Origin of the sequence: Streptomyces sp. SLBN-31 (genome assembly GCF_006715395.1) — a bacterium.
Taxonomy (GTDB): domain Bacteria; phylum Actinomycetota; class Actinomycetes; order Streptomycetales; family Streptomycetaceae; genus Streptomyces.
The window spans coordinates 2,517,346-2,534,576 of the sequence record NZ_VFNC01000002.1; the positions used below are offsets into that span (position 1 = coordinate 2,517,346).

A 17,231-nucleotide genomic window follows, 5' to 3' on the forward strand; every position below is an offset into this window, starting at 1 on the left:
CGCCTCCGCTACGTCGGTCAGGCGCCGAGTTCGCGAACCGCCTCCGCGAACGCGTCACCGCGCTTGTTGTAGTTGGCGAACATGTCCATCGAGGCACAGGCGGGGGCCAGCAGCACCGTGTCGCCTTCGACCGCGAGCCGCTGGGCCTCCTGGACAGCCGCGAGCATCGCCCCAGTGTCGGTCCGGTCGAGGTCGACGACGGGTACTTCCGGCGCGTGTCGCGCGAGCGCTTGGCGGATGAGAGCGCGGTCGGCGCCGATGAGCACGGCGCCACGAAGTCGCTTTGCCGACTTGGCGACCAGCTCGTCGAAGGTGGCGCCCTTGGCGAGGCCGCCCGCGATCCAGACGATGGACTCGTACGCCGCCAACGAGGCTTCCGCGGCGTGGGTGTTGGTGGCCTTGGAGTCGTCGACGTAGGCGACCCCGTCCACATGGGCCACGTGCGCGATGCGGTGCGCGTCGGGCGTGAAGTTCCGCAGACCGTCGCGTACGGCCTTGGGGGGCACCCCGAAGGCGCGCGCGAGAGCCGCCGCGGCAAGGGCGTTGGCGATGTTGTGCGGAGCCGGCGGGTGGACGTCGGCGACCTCGGCGAGCTCCTGGGCGTTCTTGTGCCGGTTCTCCACGAAGGCGCGGTCGACCAGGATGCCCTCGACGACGCCGAGTTGGGAGGGCCCCGGGGTGCCGAGGGTGAAGCCGATGGCCCGGCAGCCCTCCTCGACGTCGGCCTCGCGGACCAGGTCCTCGGTGGCCTTGTCGGCGACGTTGTAGACGCAGGCGACCCGATTGCCCTCGTAGATGCGACCCTTGTCCCTGGCGTACGCCTCCATGGAGCCGTGCCAGTCGAGGTGGTCGGGAGCGAGGTTGAGCACCGCCGCCGAATGGGCGCGCAGCGAGGGCGCCCAGTGGAGCTGGTAGCTCGACAACTCCACTGCCAGGACGTCGTAGTGCTCCTCGCCGAGCACCGCGTCCAGCAGCGAGACGCCGATGTTGCCGACGGCGGCCGTGCGCAGGCCGGCCGCCTTCAGGATCGACGCCAGCATCTGCACGGTGGTGGTCTTGCCGTTGGTGCCGGTGACGGCGAGCCAGGGGGCCGCGTCGGGGCCCCTGAGCCGCCAGGCGAGTTCGACGTCGCCCCAGATCTCCAGGCCGGCTTCGCGGGCGGCCTCGAACAGCGGCTTGTCCGGCTTCCAGCCGGGCGCGGTGACGACGAGTTCGGTGCCGTTCGGCAGGGTCGCGCCGTCGCCTAGGCGCACGGTGATGCCGAGCGCCTCCAACTCCGCGGCCTGTTCACGCGCGCGTGCGTCGTCGCCGTCGTTGACGACCGTGACGATCGCCCCGCGCGCGTGCAGGACCTTGGCCGCCGGGATGCCGGAGACGCCGAGCCCGGCGACGGTGACGTGCTTGCCCTGGAACTCCGAGAATCCCTCAGGCACCGAGGAGGTCACTTGTCCGCTGCCCATCCCGCGTAGAAGAGGCCCAGTCCGACGATCACGCAGATGCCCTGGATGATCCAGAAGCGGACCACGACCAGGACCTCGGACCAGCCCTTGAGTTCGAAGTGGTGCTGCAGTGGCGCCATCCGGAAGACGCGCTTGCCGGTGAGCCGGAAGGAGCCGACCTGGATGACGACCGACATGGTGATGAGGACGAACAGACCGCCCATGATGGCCACCAGCAGCTCCGTGCGGGAGCAGATGGCGAGGCCGGTCAGGACACCGCCGAGGGCGAGCGAACCGGTGTCGCCCATGAAGATCTTGGCCGGCGAGGTGTTCCACCACAGGAAGCCGAGGCAGGCGCCCATCAGCGCGGAGGCGATGACCGCGAGGTCCAGCGGGTCGCGCACCTCGTAGCAGGCGCCCGGGTTGGTGAGGGTCTGCGCGTTGGCGCAGGACTCCTGGAACTGCCAGACGCCGATGAAGGTGTAGGCGCCGAAGACGAGCACGGAGGCGCCGGTGGCCAGGCCGTCCAGACCGTCCGTCAGGTTCACGCCGTTCGACATCGCGAGGATCATGAACAGCGCCCAGACCACGAACAGCACCGGGCCGATGGTCCAGCCGAAGTCCGTGATGAACGACAGCTTGGTGGAGGCAGGGGTGTTGCCGCGGGCATCGGAGAACTGCAGCGCGAGCACCGCGAAGCTGATGCCGACGATCAGCTGGCCGGCCATCTTCGCCTTGGCCCGCAGGCCCAGCGAACGCCGCTTGACGATCTTGATGTAGTCGTCCAGGAAGCCGACCAGGCCCATGCCGCACATCAGGCCGAGGACCAACAGGCCCGAGTAGGTGGGCGGCTGACCGGTGATCACCTTCGACAGGAAGTACGCGGCGACGGTGGCCAGGATGAAGGCGATACCGCCCATCGTCGGCGTACCGCGCTTGCTGGCGTGCTCGCGCGGGCCGTCGTCACGGATGTACTGGCCGTAGCCCTTGCGCGCCAGCAGCTTGATCAGCAGCGGGGTGCCGACCAGCGTCAGGAAGAGACCGATGACGCCGGAGAACAGGATCTGCTTCATCATCGGGCATCAGCCCCACCCGCGGCACCGGTCTCGAGCAGCGCCTGCGCCACGCTTTCGAGCCCCACCGACCGGGACGCCTTCACGAGCACGACGTCCCCCGGGCGCAACTGGCTGCGCAACAGGTCGACCGCCGCCTGTGCGTCGGACACGTGCACCGACTCCTCACCCCACGAACCCTCGTTATATGCGCCCAGTTGCAGCCAGGACGCTTCCCTGCCCCCGACCGCGACGAGCTTGCCGACATTGAGCCGGACGGCGAGCCGTCCGACCGCGTCGTGCTCGGCGAGCGCCTCGTCCCCGAGCTCGGCCATCTTGCCGAGCACCGCCCAGGTCCGACGTCCCTTGCCCATGGCCGCGAGCGCGCGCAGGGCGGCTCGCATGGACTCGGGGTTCGCGTTGTAGGCGTCGTTGACGATGGTCACGCCGTCCGGTCGCTCGGTGACCTCCATGCGCCAGCGGGAGAGGGAGTCCGCCTCGGAGAGCGCGGTGGCGATCTCACTTGCGGACATGCCCAGCTCATGGGCGACGGCGGCCGCGGCGAGCGCGTTCGACACGTGGTGCTCACCGTACAGGCGCATGGTCACGTCGCTTGCACCGGAGGGTGTGTGGAGCCTGAACGCGGGCTGTCCCGTGTCCGTGAGTCGCACGTTCTCGGCCCGTACGTCCGCTTCGTCGGTCTCGCCGAAGAGGACCACCTTGGCCTTCGTACGGGACGCCATGGCGCGTACGAGGGGGTCGTCCGCGTTGAGGATCGCGGCACCGTCCTCCGGAAGGGACTCCACGAGCTCGCCCTTGGCCTGCGCGATCTGCTCGCGTCCGCCGAACTCGCCGATGTGGGCGCTGCCGACGTTGAGCACGAGGCCGATCCGCGGCGGGGTCAGCTCGGTGAGGTAGCGGATGTGGCCGATGCCGCGGGCGCCCATCTCCAGCACGAGGAACTTCGTCTCCTCGGTGGCGGACAGGGCGGTGAGCGGCAGGCCGATCTCGTTGTTGAGCGAGCCGGGCGTGAACACCGTCGGCGCCTTGCGCTGCAGGACCTGGGCGATCAGGTCCTTGGTGCTGGTCTTGCCCGCGGAGCCGGTCAGGGCCACGAGGGTGGCGCCGAGCCGTCGTACGACGTGCCGGGCGAGGGCGCCGAGGGCGCTCTGGACGTCGTCGACGACGATCGCGGGGACACCGACGGGCCGGGACGCGAGGACGGCGACCGCGCCCGCCTCCACGACCTGCCGGGCGAAGTCGTGGCCGTCGACGCGCTCGCCGACGAAGGCGACGAACAGGCTGCCGGGCCGCACCTCGCGGGAGTCCCTGACGACCGTGGCGGTGACCTGGACGGACGGATCCGGTATGTCGTGCGTCTGCCCGCCGACGACTGCTGCGATCTCGGCGAGAGAGAGGGCGATCACAAGTTCATCCCTGGGTCTGCTGGATGGCTTCTCGAAGCACCTGGCGGTCGTCGAAGGGACGGACCACACCGGCGATGTCCTGGCCCTGCTCGTGGCCCTTGCCCGCGACGAGCACGGTGTCACCGGGCTGCGCGCGGGCGACGGCTGCGGCGATCGCGGCGGCCCGGTCCTCGAAGACCTGCACCTCACCGCGTTCGTGTGCTGGTACGGACGCGGCGCCCTCGAGCATGGTTGCAAGGATCGAGAGGGGGTCCTCGGAGCGGGGGTTGTCGGAGGTCAGTACGGCGGTGTCGGCGAGGCGGGCCGCGGCGGCGCCCATCGGCGCCCGCTTGGTCCTGTCGCGGTCGCCGCCGCAGCCGAGCACGACGTGCAGCCGGCCCTCGGTGACCTTGCGCAGGGCGCGCAGGACCGACTCGACGGCGTCCGTCTTGTGGGCGTAGTCGACGACCGCGAGATACGGCTGTCCGGCGTCCACGCGCTCCAGCCGGCCCGGTACGCCCGGCACGGCGGCGACGCCGTCGGCTGCCGCCTGCGGGTCGAGTCCGGCCGTGGCGAGGGCGGTGATCGCGGCGAGGGTGTTGGCCACGTTGAAGCCGCCCGGCAGGGGCGAGGTGGCCTCGATCCGCTGGCCCTCGGGGCCGACGACGGTGAACGTCGAGTCCATCGGGCCGACCCGGACGTCCTCGGCCCGCCAGTCGGCGTCCGGGTGGCCCTCGGCGGAGTAGGTGACGACCGGGACGGTGGCCTCCCTGGCCAGCCTGCGGCCGTACTCGTCGTCGACGTTGACCACGCCGAGCCTGCTGCGGCGGGGCGTGAACAGCTGCGCCTTGGCCCGGAAGTAGTCCTCCATGTCGGAGTGGAACTCCATGTGTTCCGGGCTGAGGTTGGTGAACACGCCGATGTCGAAGACGCAGCCGTCGACCCGGCCGAGGACCAGGGCGTGGCTGGAGACCTCCATGGCGACCGCCTCGACCCCGCGCTCGCGCATCACGGCGAACAGGGCCTGCAGGTCGGTGGCTTCGGGGGTGGTGCGCTCGGACTTGATGCGCTCGTCGCCGATGCGCATCTCGACCGTGCCGATGAGGCCGGTGTTGTTCTTGGTCTTCAGACCGCCCTCGACGAGGTAGGCGGTGGTGGTCTTGCCGGAGGTGCCGGTGATGCCGATCTGGAGCAGGTCGCGGCCCGGGTGGCCGTAGATCGTGGCCGCCAGCTCGCCCATCCGTGCCCGCGGGTCGTCGACGACCAGGACCGGCAGGCCCGTCGCGGCGGCGCGCTCGGCTCCGGTCGGGTCCGTCAGCACCGCGACGGCGCCGAGGCCGGCGGCCTGTTTCACGAAGTCGGCGCCGTGCAGGCGGGCGCCCGGCAGGGCGGCGTACAGGTCGCTGGGGCGGACGGCGCGCGAGTCATGGGTGATGCCCGTGACCTCGGCGGCGCTCTCCGGCGCGGTGGCACCCAGCTGATCGGCGAGCTCCGTCAGGGGTGTGGCGGAGACCTGAACCGGTCGCGGCGGCCCCGGATATGTCACGGAAACGCCCTTCTGGGTGGTTTGGGACTGATCAGCGTGTGGCACGGCGGTGAGCGTACCGGGCGCACCCGCCTGCGGGCGAAGCGAGGGGCGGGGGGTGTCCGGGTTGCCGGAGTCGGGAGTGATCATGGTCACGGAGCGTTCCTGGCTGGTTGCGCTGATCAGGGAGTGAAGGTGACGGGAAGTCGCGCGGGCTGGGCGCCCGTCGGCGGGACCTGGAGGGTCTTCAGTGCGAACTCCATCACCTCCTTGAAGATGGGCCCGCAGATCTGGCCGCCGAAGTAGTTGCCCTTCGTGGCGTTCTGGATGGCGCAGTAGACGGTCACGCGCGGGTTGTCCGCGGGGGCGAACCCGGCGAACGAGGACGTGTATCCGCGGTACTTGCCGGTGGCCGGATCCACGCGGTTGGCCGTACCCGTCTTGCCCGCCACCCGGTAGCCGGGGATGCGCGCCTTGGCGCCCGTGCCCTCCTGGTCGTCCACGACCGACTCCAGCATCTGGGCGAGCGTCTTCGCCGTCTTCGCGCTCACGACCCTTGTCTTCTTGGGCTTCGCGGCCGGCACGAACCGTCCGTCGGGCCCCTTCGTGCCGCGTACGAGGGTGGGTGCGACGCGGACGCCGCCGTTGGCGATCGTCGAGTAGACCGACGCCGCCTGGAGCGCGTTGAGCGACATGCCCTGGCCGAAAGGAATCGTGTACTGCTGGGAGGTCGACCACTTGTCGGGCGGGGCGAGGATGCCCTTGGTCTCGCCGGGGAAGCCCAGTCCGCTGTAGCTGCCGAGGCCGAAACCGCGCAGGTACTTGTAGAGGACCTGGTTGGCCTGCCCTTGCGTCCTGCCGAGCTGGCCGGTGGCCAGGATGGTGCCGATGTTGCTGGACTTGGCGAGGACGCCGTTGAGCGTGAGGTCCCAGGTCTTGTGGTCGATGTCGTCCTTGAAGAGACGGTCGCCGCGGTGCAGCCGGTTGGGCACGACGACGTGCGTCAGCGGCGTGGCAACGTTCTCCTGCAGGACGGCGGCCATCGACATGATCTTGGCGGTGGAGCCGGGCTCGTAGGCGTCCTCGACGGCCCAGTTGTGCAGGGCGTTCGGGTTCGCCTTGGACAGGTCGTTCGGGTCGAAGCCGGGCGAGTTGGCCATCGCGAGGATCTCGCCGGTGCGGGTGTCCTGCACTATCACGTAGCCGCGGTCCGCCCCGGACTTCTTCACCTGCTCGCTGATCGCGCTCTGGGCGGCCCACTGGATGTCGCGGTCGATGGTGAGCTCGACGTCGCTGCCGGGCACCGCGGGGGTCTCCGTGGAGCCCGCGGTGGGTACCAGCCGGCCGCCGGACTGGGCGTAGCGGATCTTGCCGTCCTTGCCGGACAGTTCCTTGTTCAGCTCCTGCTCGATGCCGCCGCCGCCCTTGCCGTCGGCGTTGACCCAGCCCAGTATCCCGGCGGCGAGGGCGCCGTTGGGGTAGACCCGCTTGCTGCTGGGGGTGGAGAAGACGCCGGCCAGGACGTCGGCGGTGTCCGACTTCTTCGCCAGCGCGGCCTTCAGGTCCTTGATCTGCGTCCACACCTGCGGCGTCTGCCGCTGGGCGAGCAGGGTGTAGCGCAGCGCCTTGTTCTTCGGCCGGAGCTTTTTCACCAGGGCGTCCTGGTCCACGCCGAGGATGGGCGCGAGCAGTGCCGCCGCCTGCTCGGGCCCGTCGTCGATCTTCAGCTGCTCACGGGTGAACATCGTGGGGTCGGCGGTGATGTCGTAGGCGTCCACGCTGGTCGCGAGTGCCACGCCGGCGCGGTCGGTGATGCCGCCGCGCTCGGCGGGCAGCACCTGGCCGACGTAGCGGTTCTGGTCGGCCTTGGCGGCGTAGGTGCTCGCGTCGACGGCCTGGACCTGCAGCAGTCGTACGACGAAGGCGATCAGGACGAGGGCCAGGGCGAGGCCCACCAGGCGCAGTCGGGGGCGCGGGCTGCCCAGACGCAGCGGCTTGGGGGCGGCCGGGCGGGCCGGTGCCGGGCGGCGGGCCGCCGGGCGGGCGCCGGGGCGCTGCCGGCCGGCGGCGGGACGGACGGGACGCGCGGGGCCGGGCACGCGGCGGCGCGGCGGTTCCCTGTCGGACACTTCCGTCACCTGCCGGGGGTCGTGGTGGGGGTGAGCGCGGGCGTGGGAACCGCGGTGGGCGTGTCGGCCTGCGGGAGGGTGTCGGCCGGTGACTGGGCGAGGGTCTCCGGCGGGCGCAGGACCAGCGGGATCTGTGCGGCGGACTGCTGGGCGGCGGCCGAGGGGACCCCCTTGACCGTGCCGTCGGGGCCGAGGAAGGCGGGGTCGCCGCCGGGCAGCATGCCGAGCTCCCGGGCGCGGCGCTGGAGGGCGTCCGGCGCGGAGTAGGCGTCGATGTCCCGCTGGAGCGCCTGTTCCTCGTCGGTGAGGTTCTTGGTGTCCTTCTGCAGGTCGTCCAGCTTGAACGAGCCCTCGCTGAGTGCGGAGTTCAGCACCAGCAGACCGATCAGACCGCCGCCGAGGAGGAGCACGACGAGAAGCACGAACGGGGTGCGGGCCGCCTGCCCGGAGCTTCCCGGGCCGGGGAAGAGCCGGGCGAGACGAGCGGCCCGCCCCCTCAGTTCGGGTTTCCTACTCACACGGCCTCCAGTGAGTGCGGTTTCCCAACTCACTCACGCCCCTCATTGTTCGGCGTCCTCCCTGATGCGCTCGGCCCCGCGCAGCCGCGCCGGTGCCGCCCGCCGGTTCTCGGCGACCTCTTCCTCGGTGGGAAGTTCGGCACCGCGCGTGAGCAGCTTGAGGCGGGGCTGGTACCGCTCGGGGACGACCGGCAGCCCGGGAGGCGCGGTGGTGGCCGCACCCGCCGCGAACACCTGCTTGACCAGCCGGTCCTCCAGCGAGTGGTACGACAGGACGGCGATCCGTCCGCCCACGGCGAGCGCCTTCACGGCCGCCGGGATCGCCCGCTCCAGCACGGAGAGCTCACCGTTGACCTCGATGCGCAGGGCCTGGAAGGTGCGCTTGGCCGGGTTGCCGCCGGTGCGCTTGGCGGCCTGCGGCAGGGCGTCCCGGATGAGTTCGACGAGCCGCGCGCTGTTGTCGAACGGCTCCTTCGCGCGCTCGCGCACGATTGCGGACACGATCCGCTTGGCCTGCTTCTCCTCGCCGTAGGCGCGCAGGATCCGGACCAGTTCGCCCGGCGGATAGGTGTTGAGGACCTCGGCGGCGCTGATCCCGGTCGTCTGGTCCATGCGCATGTCGAGCGGGGCGTCCTGGGCGTAGGCGAAGCCGCGGTCGGCCTCGTCGAGCTGCATGGAGGAGACACCGAGGTCGAACAGGACGCCCTGCACGCGCGCGATGCCGAGCCGGTCCAGTACGCCGGGGAGCTCGTCGTAGACGGCGTGCACCAGGGTGGCGCGCTCACCGAAGGGGGCGAGCCGCTCGCCGGACAGGCGCAGCGCCTCCTTGTCGCGGTCGAGGGCGACGAGCCGGGCCTCGGGGAAGCGCTGGAGGAGGGCCTCGCTGTGACCGCCGAGTCCGAGGGTGCAGTCGACGACCACCGCTCCCGGCCGCTCCAGCGCGGGCGCCAGCAGATCCAGGCACCGCTGGAGCATCACCGGGACGTGTCGACTCTGGCTCAAGGGGCCCTCTCAGGTCCGGCTGGGCCGTACGCACCGCCGGGTCCCCGCCCGCTCGTGAAGGGGAGGCCTGCCGCGCCGGAAGCGTCAGCCGGCCGTGAGCGGGAGGAGGCCGAGCCGTACGTACGCGCCGCGCACGTGGGGAGAGCCCGGAAAATCGCCGGGTCTCCGGGGATGTCAGTCCAGCAGGGAGAGCCTCGCCTCCCGCTTCGCGCCACTTTAGTCCACGGTGTCTCGCGGTCAATCAACCGGCCTGCGCGTCGTGCCCCGAGGTGCGTGCGAAGCGGCATACCGGGGAAAATCACCCGTACGGCTTTCCGTCCGCCACCTATGTGGGTTACCTCACAAGAGGACCGTGATGACGCTCTTTTCCCGCTCTCACACGAAGACCGGACCGACGGTGACCAGTAACGTCATGACTATGACGACTTCCGCATCAGTTTCCACCGAATCCGAAGGCGCCATACGAGGCGGCACGGTCACCGACCGCCTGGTCGAGGCGAACGAACGCTACGCCGAGGCGTTCACCGACCCCGGGATGGACGCCCGCCCCGTGCTGCACGTGGCGGTCGTGGCCTGCATGGACGCCCGTATCGACCTGCACAAGGCGCTCGGTCTGCAGCTCGGCGACTGCCACACCATCCGCAACGCGGGCGGCGTGGTCACCGACGACGTGATCCGCTCCCTCACCATCAGCCAGCGCAAGCTCGGCACCCGCAGCATCGTCCTCATCCACCACACCGGCTGCGGCATGGAGACCATCACCGAGGACTTCCGCACCGAGCTGGAGGAGGAGGTCGGCCAGCGCCCCGCCTGGGCGGCGGAGGCCTTCGCGGACGTCGACCAGGACGTCCGCCAGTCCATGCAGCGGGTGCGCACCTCGCCGTTCCTGCTGCACACGGACGACGTGCGCGGCTTCGTCTTCGACGTGAAGACCGGCCTGATGCGCGAGATCGACCCCGCGTGATCGGTCCCCGGCCCTTCTCGTTCCTCGCGGAACGCGCGCATGCTGGAGCCCAAGCACCGTAAAACCCGACATATCGCGGCCACTTGTCCACAGTCGAGTGACACGAAACGGTAACGGCAGCAAGAATGCGGGGTGTGGCGCCGCGCGGGACGTTTCCCGCGTGGTGTCCGTGATTCGGGGTGGGCCGGGGCGTACAGCTGTGCATCGGCCCATGAAAGAACGGGCCGAGGAGGGCCGGGTGACGACCTATGACGATCGAGCGAGCCTTAGTGATCTGACTGCCACTGTGGAGCGGGTCCGCAGTTCGGTGGAAGGAGTGATCGAGGGCAAGCCCGAGGTCGTACGGCTTTCGCTGACCGTACTGCTCGCCGAGGGACATCTTCTGATCGAGGACGTCCCCGGCGTGGGCAAGACCATGCTCGCCAAAGCTCTGGCGAGGTCCATCGACTGTTCGGTGCGACGCATCCAGTTCACCCCGGACCTGCTGCCCTCGGACATCACGGGCGTGTCGATCTGGGACCAGCAGCGCCGCGACTTCGAGTTCAAGCCCGGAGCGATCTTCGCGCAGATCGTGATCGGCGACGAGATCAACCGCGCCTCGCCCAAGACCCAGTCCGCGCTGCTGGAGTCGATGGAGGAGCGCCAGGTCACCATCGACGGGCAGACGTACGAGCTGCCGAGCCCCTTCATGGTGGTGGCCACGCAGAACCCGGTGGAGATGGAGGGCACCTACCCGCTGCCCGAGGCCCAGCGCGACCGCTTCATGGCCCGGGTCTCGGTGGGCTACCCGAGCGTGGAGGCCGAGCTGCAGATGCTCGACGTGCACGGCGGTGTCTCCCCGCTGGAGGACCTGCAGCCGGTGGCGCACGCGCACGACATGGTCAAGCTGATCGAGGCCGTCCGCTCGGTGCACGTCGCCGAAACGGTCCGGCGCTACGCGGTCGACCTGGTCACGGCCACCCGTACCCACCCCGACCTCAGACTCGGCGCCTCCCCGCGCGCGACGCTGCACCTGCTGCGCGCGGCGAAGGCCTCCGCGGCCCTGAGCGGCCGGGAGTACGCCCTGCCGGACGACATCCAGGCGCTCGCCGTCGCCGTCCTGGCCCACCGGCTGCTGCCCACCGCCCAGGCCCAGCTCAACCGCCGCACCTCCGAGCAGGTCGTCCAGGAGATCCTGCAGCGCACGCCGGTGCCCGCCACGCCCCAGCAGGGCGGCTTCGGCGGACTCGGGCACGGCACCCCGGCCTACGGCCAGCAGCCGCCGCGGAGGCTGTGATGACCACCGGGGCGAGCGGGCCCGCGGACGCCGACCGCGGTGAGAAGGGCGGCATCCGCACCGCCCTGGCGGGTCTGACCACCCGTGGGCGCTCCTTCCTGGCGGCCGGCATCGCGGCCGCGATCTGCGCCTACGTCCTCGGCCAGAGCGATCTGTTGCGGGTCGGCCTGCTGCTCGCCGTGCTGCCCCTGGTCTGCGCGGTCTTCCTCTACCGCACGCGTTACCGGGTCGCCGGCAGCCGCCGCCTCTCCCCCGCGCGCGTGCCCGCCGGCAGCGAGGCCCGGGTCCACCTGCGGATGGACAACGTCTCCCGGCTCCCCACGGGCCTGCTGATGCTCCAGGACCGGGTGCCCTACGTCCTCGGCCCGCGCCCGCGCTTCGTGCTGGACCGCGTCGAGCCGGGCGGGCGCCGCGAGGTGTCCTACCGCGTCCGCTCCGACCTGCGCGGCCGCTATCCCCTGGGCCCGCTCCAACTGCGCCTGACCGACCCGTTCGGCATGTGCGAGCTGACCCGCTCCTTCTCCTCCTACGACACCCTGACGGTGATCCCGCGCGTGGAGGCGCTGCCTCCGGTGCGCCTCAGCGGCGAGTCCAAGGGGTACGGCGACGGGCGGCAGCGCTCGCTCGCGCTGGCCGGCGAGGACGACGTCATTCCCCGCGGCTACCGCTACGGCGACGATCTGCGCCGTGTGCACTGGCGCTCCACCGCCCGCTACGGCGAGCTGATGGTGCGCCGGGAGGAGCAGCCCCAGCGCGCCCGGTGCACCGTGCTGCTGGACACCCGGGGCATCGGTTTCCGGGGCGCGGGACCCGACTCGGCCTTCGAGTGGGCCGTCTCGGGCGCCGCGTCCGTCCTGGTGCACATGCTGGAACGGGGCTTCTCCGTGCGGCTGTTGACCGACACGGGCAACTCGGTGCCCGGCGAGGGCGCCGACGGGTTCGCGGGGGCGAGCCAGGAGACGGCCGACGCGGCCGGGCTGATGATGGACACCCTCGCGGTCGTCGACCACTCGGACGGCGCGGGCCTGTCCCGGGCGTACGACGTGCTGCGCGGCGGCAACGAGGGGCTGCTGGTGGCCTTCTTCGGCGACCTCGACGAGGAACAGGCCACGATCGCCGCCAAGATGCGCCAGCGCAGCGGGGGCGCGGTCGCCTTCCTGCTGGACAGTGACGCGTGGGTGCGGGAACCCACCGACGTGCCCGGGCCGTTGAACGGGCGTGCGGAGCGGCTGCGGATGCTGCGGGAGGCGGGCTGGACGGCCCTGAGCGTGCCGCGCGGCACCGCGCTGAGCGAACTGTGGCGGCAGGCCGACCGCGAACGCGCGGGGCTGGGTGTGGCCGCGGCGAGCGGGGCGAACGGTGAGGGGGCGGGCTCATGAGCGGGCGGGGACGACTGGCACTGTGCGCCTGGGCGGCCACGCTGATGGCGTCCTGCGCCCTGCTGCCCCTGGTCACACCCGCCACCTGGATCCTGCAGGCGGCCCTCATGCTGGGCGTGCAGACCGGCGTGGGCGCGGCGACCCGGCGGGTGCCGCTGGCCCGGCCGCTGACGGTGGCGGCGCAGGCGCTCGTGACCCTGCTGATGCTCACCCTGGTCTTCGCCCGGCAGCAGGCGTTCATCGGGATCGTGCCCGGCCCCGAGGCCTTCCGGCACTTCGCCGATCTGCTGCAGCAGGGCGGCGACGACATCGCGCGGTACGCGATACCGGCGCCGCTTGAGTCGCACGGCATCCGGCTGATGCTGCTCGGCGGTGTCATGATCATCGGGCTCGCGGTGGACACCCTCGCGGTGACTTTCCGCGCCGCGGCCCCCGCGGGGCTGCCGCTGCTCGCGCTGTACTCCGTCGCCGCGGGACTGTCCGAAGGCGGTACCGACTGGCTGTGGTTCCTGGTGGCGGCGGCCGGCTATCTGATGCTGCTCCTCGCGGAGGGCCGGGACCGGCTCTCGCAGTGGGGGCGGGTTTTCGGCGGGGCTGCGCGCACCCCGGGCGGGGAGCCGGGCGCGATGGCGCCGGTGCGTACCGGACGGCGCATCGGGGTGCTCGCCCTCGGGCTCGCCCTCGTGGTGCCGGTCGTTCTGCCCTCGATGAGCGGCGGTCTGCTGGACGGCGCCGGGGCGGGCGTGGGACCGGGCAACGGCAGCGGGGGCACGATCTCCGCGGTCAACCCCCTGGTGTCGCTGCGCGACAGCCTGAACGTGGACGAGGACCGCCAGGTCCTGTCCCTGAAGACCAACGGCGACGTCGCCGACCTGTACTTGCGGATCGTGTCCCTGGACGACTTCGACGGCAGCACCTGGAAGCCGTCCAAGCGGCATGTCACCGGCGTGCCGGACAAGCTCCCCACCCCGACGGGCCTCGGCCCGGACGTCAAGCGCGCGGAGATCGACACCCGTGTCTCGGCCGCCGACTGGTACGCCCAGGACTGGCTGCCGATGCCCTACCCGCCCAGCGGCGTTCAGGTCGGCGGCAAGTGGCGCTACGAACCGGTGGGCATGACGCTCGTCGGCGACCACGGCGAGACCACCCGCGGCAAGACGTACCTGGTCAAGAGCCTCGACGTGCAGCCGACGGCGGAGCAGCTGGCCGAGGCGCCGGAGCCGCCCAAGGCACTGAAGAACGAGTACACCAAGCTGCCGAAGTCGCTGCCCGACGTTGTGCGAACGACCGCCCGCAAGGTCACCGAGGGCTCGACGAGCCACTACGAGCAGGCGGTCAAGCTCCAGGACTGGTTCGCGGTCAACGGCGGCTTCCAGTACAGCACCCAGGTGCAGGTCGGCACCGGCCCGCAGGCGATAGCGAAGTTCCTCAAGGACAAGGAGGGCTTCTGCGTCCACTTCTCCTTCGCGATGGCGGCGATGGCCCGCAGCCTGGGCATCCCGGCCCGGGTCGCGGTCGGCTTCGCGCCCGGAACCCCGCAGTCGGACCGTTCGGTGTCGGTGGGCCTGAAGGACGCCCACGCCTGGCCCGAGCTGTACTTCGAGGGTGTGGGCTGGACCCGCTTCGAGCCGACCCCCAACCGGGGCGTGACGCCCTCGTACACGCAGACGGACACGCCGGGCAGCAGCCTTCCCGACATCCCGCACGCCTCGCAGTCGGCGGGCGCGTCCGCGTCGGCGGCGCCGTCGGCGACCACGAGCTGCGGTGTGCAGCAGAAGAAGCTCCAGGAGTGCGGCAACGCCCTCCCGGTGGACACGGCCACGCCGGGGGGTGGCGGTCCGGCCTGGTACGAGATCGCCGGGTGGACGCTCCTCGGCCTGCTCGCGGTCGTGGTGCCGCTGCTGCCCATGCTGTGGCGCATTCGCCGGCGCACGGTGCGGCTGGCCTCGGCCCAGCACTCCGCGTCCGGCGCGGTGTCGGCGCGCGGCCGCGGTGAGCGGGCCGCGGACGGCCTCGCCGCCGGTGAGGTCACGCTGACAGGTTCCTCCACGACGGTCGAGGCGGAGGCGCGGTACGCCGCCGAGGTCGCCGCCGGGCATGTGCTGGCCGTCTGGCGCGAGCTCACCGACACCGCGTGGGACTACGGCATCGTTCCGGACGACGCGCTGACCCCACGGAAGGCGGCGGCGCGGATCGTGCGGCTCGGGGAACTGGAACCGGCCGCCGCGGAGTCGGTGCACCGGGTTGCGAGCGCGGTGGAACAGGTGCTGTTCGCGCCACGGCCGCACGCGGCGCCCGGGCTGGCCGACGACGTCCGCAGCCTGCGGACGGCGCTGCGCTCCCGGGCGAGCTGGACGACCCGGGTGCGCGCGGTACTCGCCCCACGGTCGGCGGTCCGCGCCCTCTGGGACACCTCGGACCGCTGGAGCGCCTTCAAGAACCGCACGACGGAACGCTGGACCACACTGCTACGACGCCCGTCCGGACAGCAGAGCGGCTGAGGGCCGGGCACAAGCCGGTCGCGCGCGGCGGGCACAGGTGCCTGCCTCGCGGGCCGGCACGAGATGGCAGGCGAGCACCCTGCCGATGGTTCCCGGGGCGTAGGGCAGCGCCGTGCAGACCCGCCCCCGGGCACGGGCAAGCGCCCGGGGGCCGGCCGCAGGCACGGGGCGACGCCCAGACGGCCGCCCGCAGGCGCAGGGCCGGGTGCGTGACGGCCAACCTGAGGACACGGGGCAACGCCCAGACAGCCAGCCCACAGGCGCAAGGCAGCGCCTGACGGCCGGCCCGTGGACACGGCGCGACGCCCTGACCGTCAGCCCGCAGGCGCAAGGCAGCGCCTGCCGACCGCCCCCGGGCACGGGCGAGCGCCCTGACAGCCAGCCCATAGCGCAGGGCAACTACCTGACAGCCAGCCCGCAGGCGCAGGGCAACTACCTGACGGTCGGGCGTCGGTCGCGGAGGGGTTGGGCCTCGGCGCTGGGCACGGGTGGTGCCGGGGCGTCGGGCACCGGACCGACGCGAGGCCTCGCCGCTGGGCATGCGTGAGGGGGTGACCACCCGTGGGTGGTCACCCCCTCATCGGTATGGGGAGCGCTAGTGGCCCTGCTCGTCGCGGCGCCGCTGCCAGCGCTCTTCGATGCGGTCCATCACGGAGCGCTTCGGCCGTCCCTGGCGGCGCGCGTGCGGGGTGCCCGCCGCCGGCTGTTCACCCGGCTTGGGAGCCTTGCGCCAGCCGGTCACGGCCAGTACGGCACAGCCCAGCATCACGAGGAAGCCCACCACGCTGAGCCAGACCTGCTTGGCGACCATTCCAGCCATGAGGAGCGCGATACCGACGAGGAAGCCCGCGACCGCCTGGTAGACCCGCCGCCGGGTGTACGTACGCAGCCCGCTTCCCTCGAGCGCCGACGCGAACTTGGGATCTTCGGCGTACAGCGCTCGCTCCATCTGCTCGAGCATGCGCTGCTCGTGCTCCGAGAGCGGCACGGAGTCCTCCTCATCGTGCAGTCGCCGGGGCGACCCGGGGGTCCCTTCAGGATAGGCAGGGAATCGCCCCCGTGAAACCCGCCCCTCTGCGCCAATTGGCCAACCGGATTCCGCCATCGACGTCCCGGCTCGCTGAATCTTCCATTCCCCAGCGACCGACCCGTCATGCCGGGTGATCTCCTTCGATCATACGGCTCCGTGCCCCCGAACGGGGGGCCTGTGGCGTACTCCATGCGCAGCCAACGCGCTGATCAGCGGCGCGTCTCGGGAGGAGACTCAGGCCCCGTCGGCCCCTCGCGTTTCACCGAGCACATGAAGCTGGGTCGCCACGGAGTGGAAGGCGGGGAGTTCGGCCGCCGCCTCCTCCAGCTTCAGCAGCGCCTCCAGGGCACCGGGCTCGGTGTCGACGAGCACGCCCGGGACGAGGTCGGCGAAGACCCGTACGCCGTGCACGGCGCCGACCCTGAGACCCGCGCCCTCGACCAGGGCGGTGAGCTGCTCTGCGGTGAACCGGCGCGGCACGGGGTCGCCCTCGCCCCACCGGCCGTTCGGGTCGCCGAGCGCCTGCCGGGCCTCCTTGAAGTGGCCGGCCAGGGCCCGCGCGAGCACGGCGCCGCCGAGGCCGGCCGCGAGCAGGCTGAGGACGCCCTCGGGGCGCAGGGCGGCGACCGCGTTGCGCACGCCCTCCGCGGGGTCGTCGACGTACTCCAGGACGCCGTGGCACAGCACCACGTCGTGACTGCCGCGCTCGACCACGTCGAAGAGGCCGTGCGCGTCGCCCTGGACGCCCCGCACCCGGTCGGCGACGCCGGCCTCGGCGACGCGGCGCTCCAGCGCGAACAGAGCGTTCGGACTGGGGTCGACGACGGTCACGCGGTGGCCGAGGCGGGCGAGGGGCACCGCGAAGTTGCCGCTGCCGCCCCCGGTGTCGAGGACGTCCAGCGCGTCGCGGCCCGTGGCCTTGACCCGCCGGTCGAGGGCGTCCTGGAGGACTTCCCAGACCACGGCGGTACGGAGAGAGGCGCGAGGTCGTAGCGGGTCCGACACGGCAG

The 17,231-nt window shown here is 71.8% G+C and carries 13 protein-coding genes; 4 read left to right on the forward strand and 9 right to left on the reverse strand.

Annotated features, from left to right (window positions below; all coding sequences use genetic code 11):
- Positions 1–17: 17 nt before the first annotated feature.
- From murD to rsmH, 7 genes are all read right to left on the reverse strand, one after another.
- Positions 18–1,460 (reverse strand): UDP-N-acetylmuramoyl-L-alanine--D-glutamate ligase, encoded by a 1,443-nt coding sequence (gene murD / locus FBY22_RS31575; protein ID WP_174267308.1) that lies wholly within the window; start codon positions 1,458–1,460, stop codon positions 18–20.
- Positions 1,442–2,515 carry a phospho-N-acetylmuramoyl-pentapeptide-transferase gene (mraY, locus tag FBY22_RS31580; RefSeq protein ID WP_174267309.1) on the reverse strand — a complete coding sequence of 358 codons (1,074 nt, stop codon included), beginning with the start codon at positions 2,513–2,515 and terminating at the stop codon, positions 1,442–1,444. The genes murD and mraY overlap by 19 nt, the downstream gene beginning before the upstream one ends.
- On the reverse strand, positions 2,512–3,918 hold the full coding sequence (murF, locus tag FBY22_RS31585) for a UDP-N-acetylmuramoyl-tripeptide--D-alanyl-D-alanine ligase (protein ID WP_142151387.1): 1,407 nt from the start codon (positions 3,916–3,918) through the stop codon (positions 2,512–2,514). The genes mraY and murF overlap by 4 nt, the downstream gene beginning before the upstream one ends.
- A 4-nt stretch (positions 3,919–3,922) precedes the next feature.
- Positions 3,923–5,443 carry a UDP-N-acetylmuramoyl-L-alanyl-D-glutamate--2,6-diaminopimelate ligase gene (locus FBY22_RS31590; protein ID WP_142151388.1) on the reverse strand — a complete coding sequence of 507 codons (1,521 nt, stop codon included), beginning with the start codon at positions 5,441–5,443 and terminating at the stop codon, positions 3,923–3,925.
- A gap of 161 nt (positions 5,444–5,604) precedes the next feature.
- Positions 5,605–7,551, reverse strand: a complete 1,947-nt coding sequence (locus FBY22_RS31595) for a penicillin-binding protein 2 (RefSeq protein ID WP_313905469.1) — start codon at positions 7,549–7,551, stop codon at positions 5,605–5,607.
- A 5-nt stretch (positions 7,552–7,556) separates the two neighbouring features.
- A complete protein-coding gene (locus tag FBY22_RS31600) occupies positions 7,557–8,069 on the reverse strand; it encodes a septum formation initiator family protein (RefSeq protein WP_260845215.1) in 513 nt (170 codons plus the stop codon).
- Between the two features lie 42 nt (positions 8,070–8,111).
- Positions 8,112–9,071: a 16S rRNA (cytosine(1402)-N(4))-methyltransferase RsmH gene (rsmH, locus tag FBY22_RS31605; protein WP_142151390.1), complete on the reverse strand. Its 960-nt coding sequence runs from the start codon at positions 9,069–9,071 to the stop codon at positions 8,112–8,114.
- 355 nt (positions 9,072–9,426) lie between these two features.
- Between rsmH and FBY22_RS31610 the strand changes: the two genes are divergently transcribed.
- From FBY22_RS31610 to FBY22_RS31625, 4 genes are all read left to right on the forward strand, one after another.
- Positions 9,427–10,035 carry a carbonic anhydrase gene (locus FBY22_RS31610; protein WP_142151391.1) on the forward strand — a complete coding sequence of 203 codons (609 nt, stop codon included), beginning with the start codon at positions 9,427–9,429 and terminating at the stop codon, positions 10,033–10,035.
- Positions 10,036–10,273: 238 nt separating this feature from the next.
- Positions 10,274–11,311, forward strand: a complete 1,038-nt coding sequence (locus FBY22_RS31615; protein WP_142151392.1) for a MoxR family ATPase — start codon at positions 10,274–10,276, stop codon at positions 11,309–11,311.
- Complete coding sequence (locus tag FBY22_RS31620; protein ID WP_142151393.1) at positions 11,311–12,690, forward strand: DUF58 domain-containing protein; 1,380 nt, start codon at positions 11,311–11,313, stop codon at positions 12,688–12,690. Before FBY22_RS31615 ends, FBY22_RS31620 begins: the two co-directional genes overlap by 1 nt.
- Complete coding sequence (locus FBY22_RS31625) at positions 12,687–15,191, forward strand: DUF3488 and transglutaminase-like domain-containing protein (RefSeq protein WP_142151394.1); 2,505 nt, start codon at positions 12,687–12,689, stop codon at positions 15,189–15,191. The genes FBY22_RS31620 and FBY22_RS31625 overlap by 4 nt, the downstream gene beginning before the upstream one ends.
- Positions 15,192–15,786: 595 nt before the next feature.
- Here FBY22_RS31625 and FBY22_RS31630 read toward each other — a convergent pair.
- Positions 15,787–16,179 carry a DUF3040 domain-containing protein gene (locus tag FBY22_RS31630; protein WP_142151395.1) on the reverse strand — a complete coding sequence of 131 codons (393 nt, stop codon included), beginning with the start codon at positions 16,177–16,179 and terminating at the stop codon, positions 15,787–15,789.
- Positions 16,180–16,455: 276 nt separating this feature from the next.
- Positions 16,456–17,226, reverse strand: coding sequence for a methyltransferase (locus FBY22_RS31635; protein ID WP_142151396.1), 771 nt, complete (start codon positions 17,224–17,226; stop codon positions 16,456–16,458).
- Between the last annotated feature and the right edge of the window lie 5 nt (positions 17,227–17,231).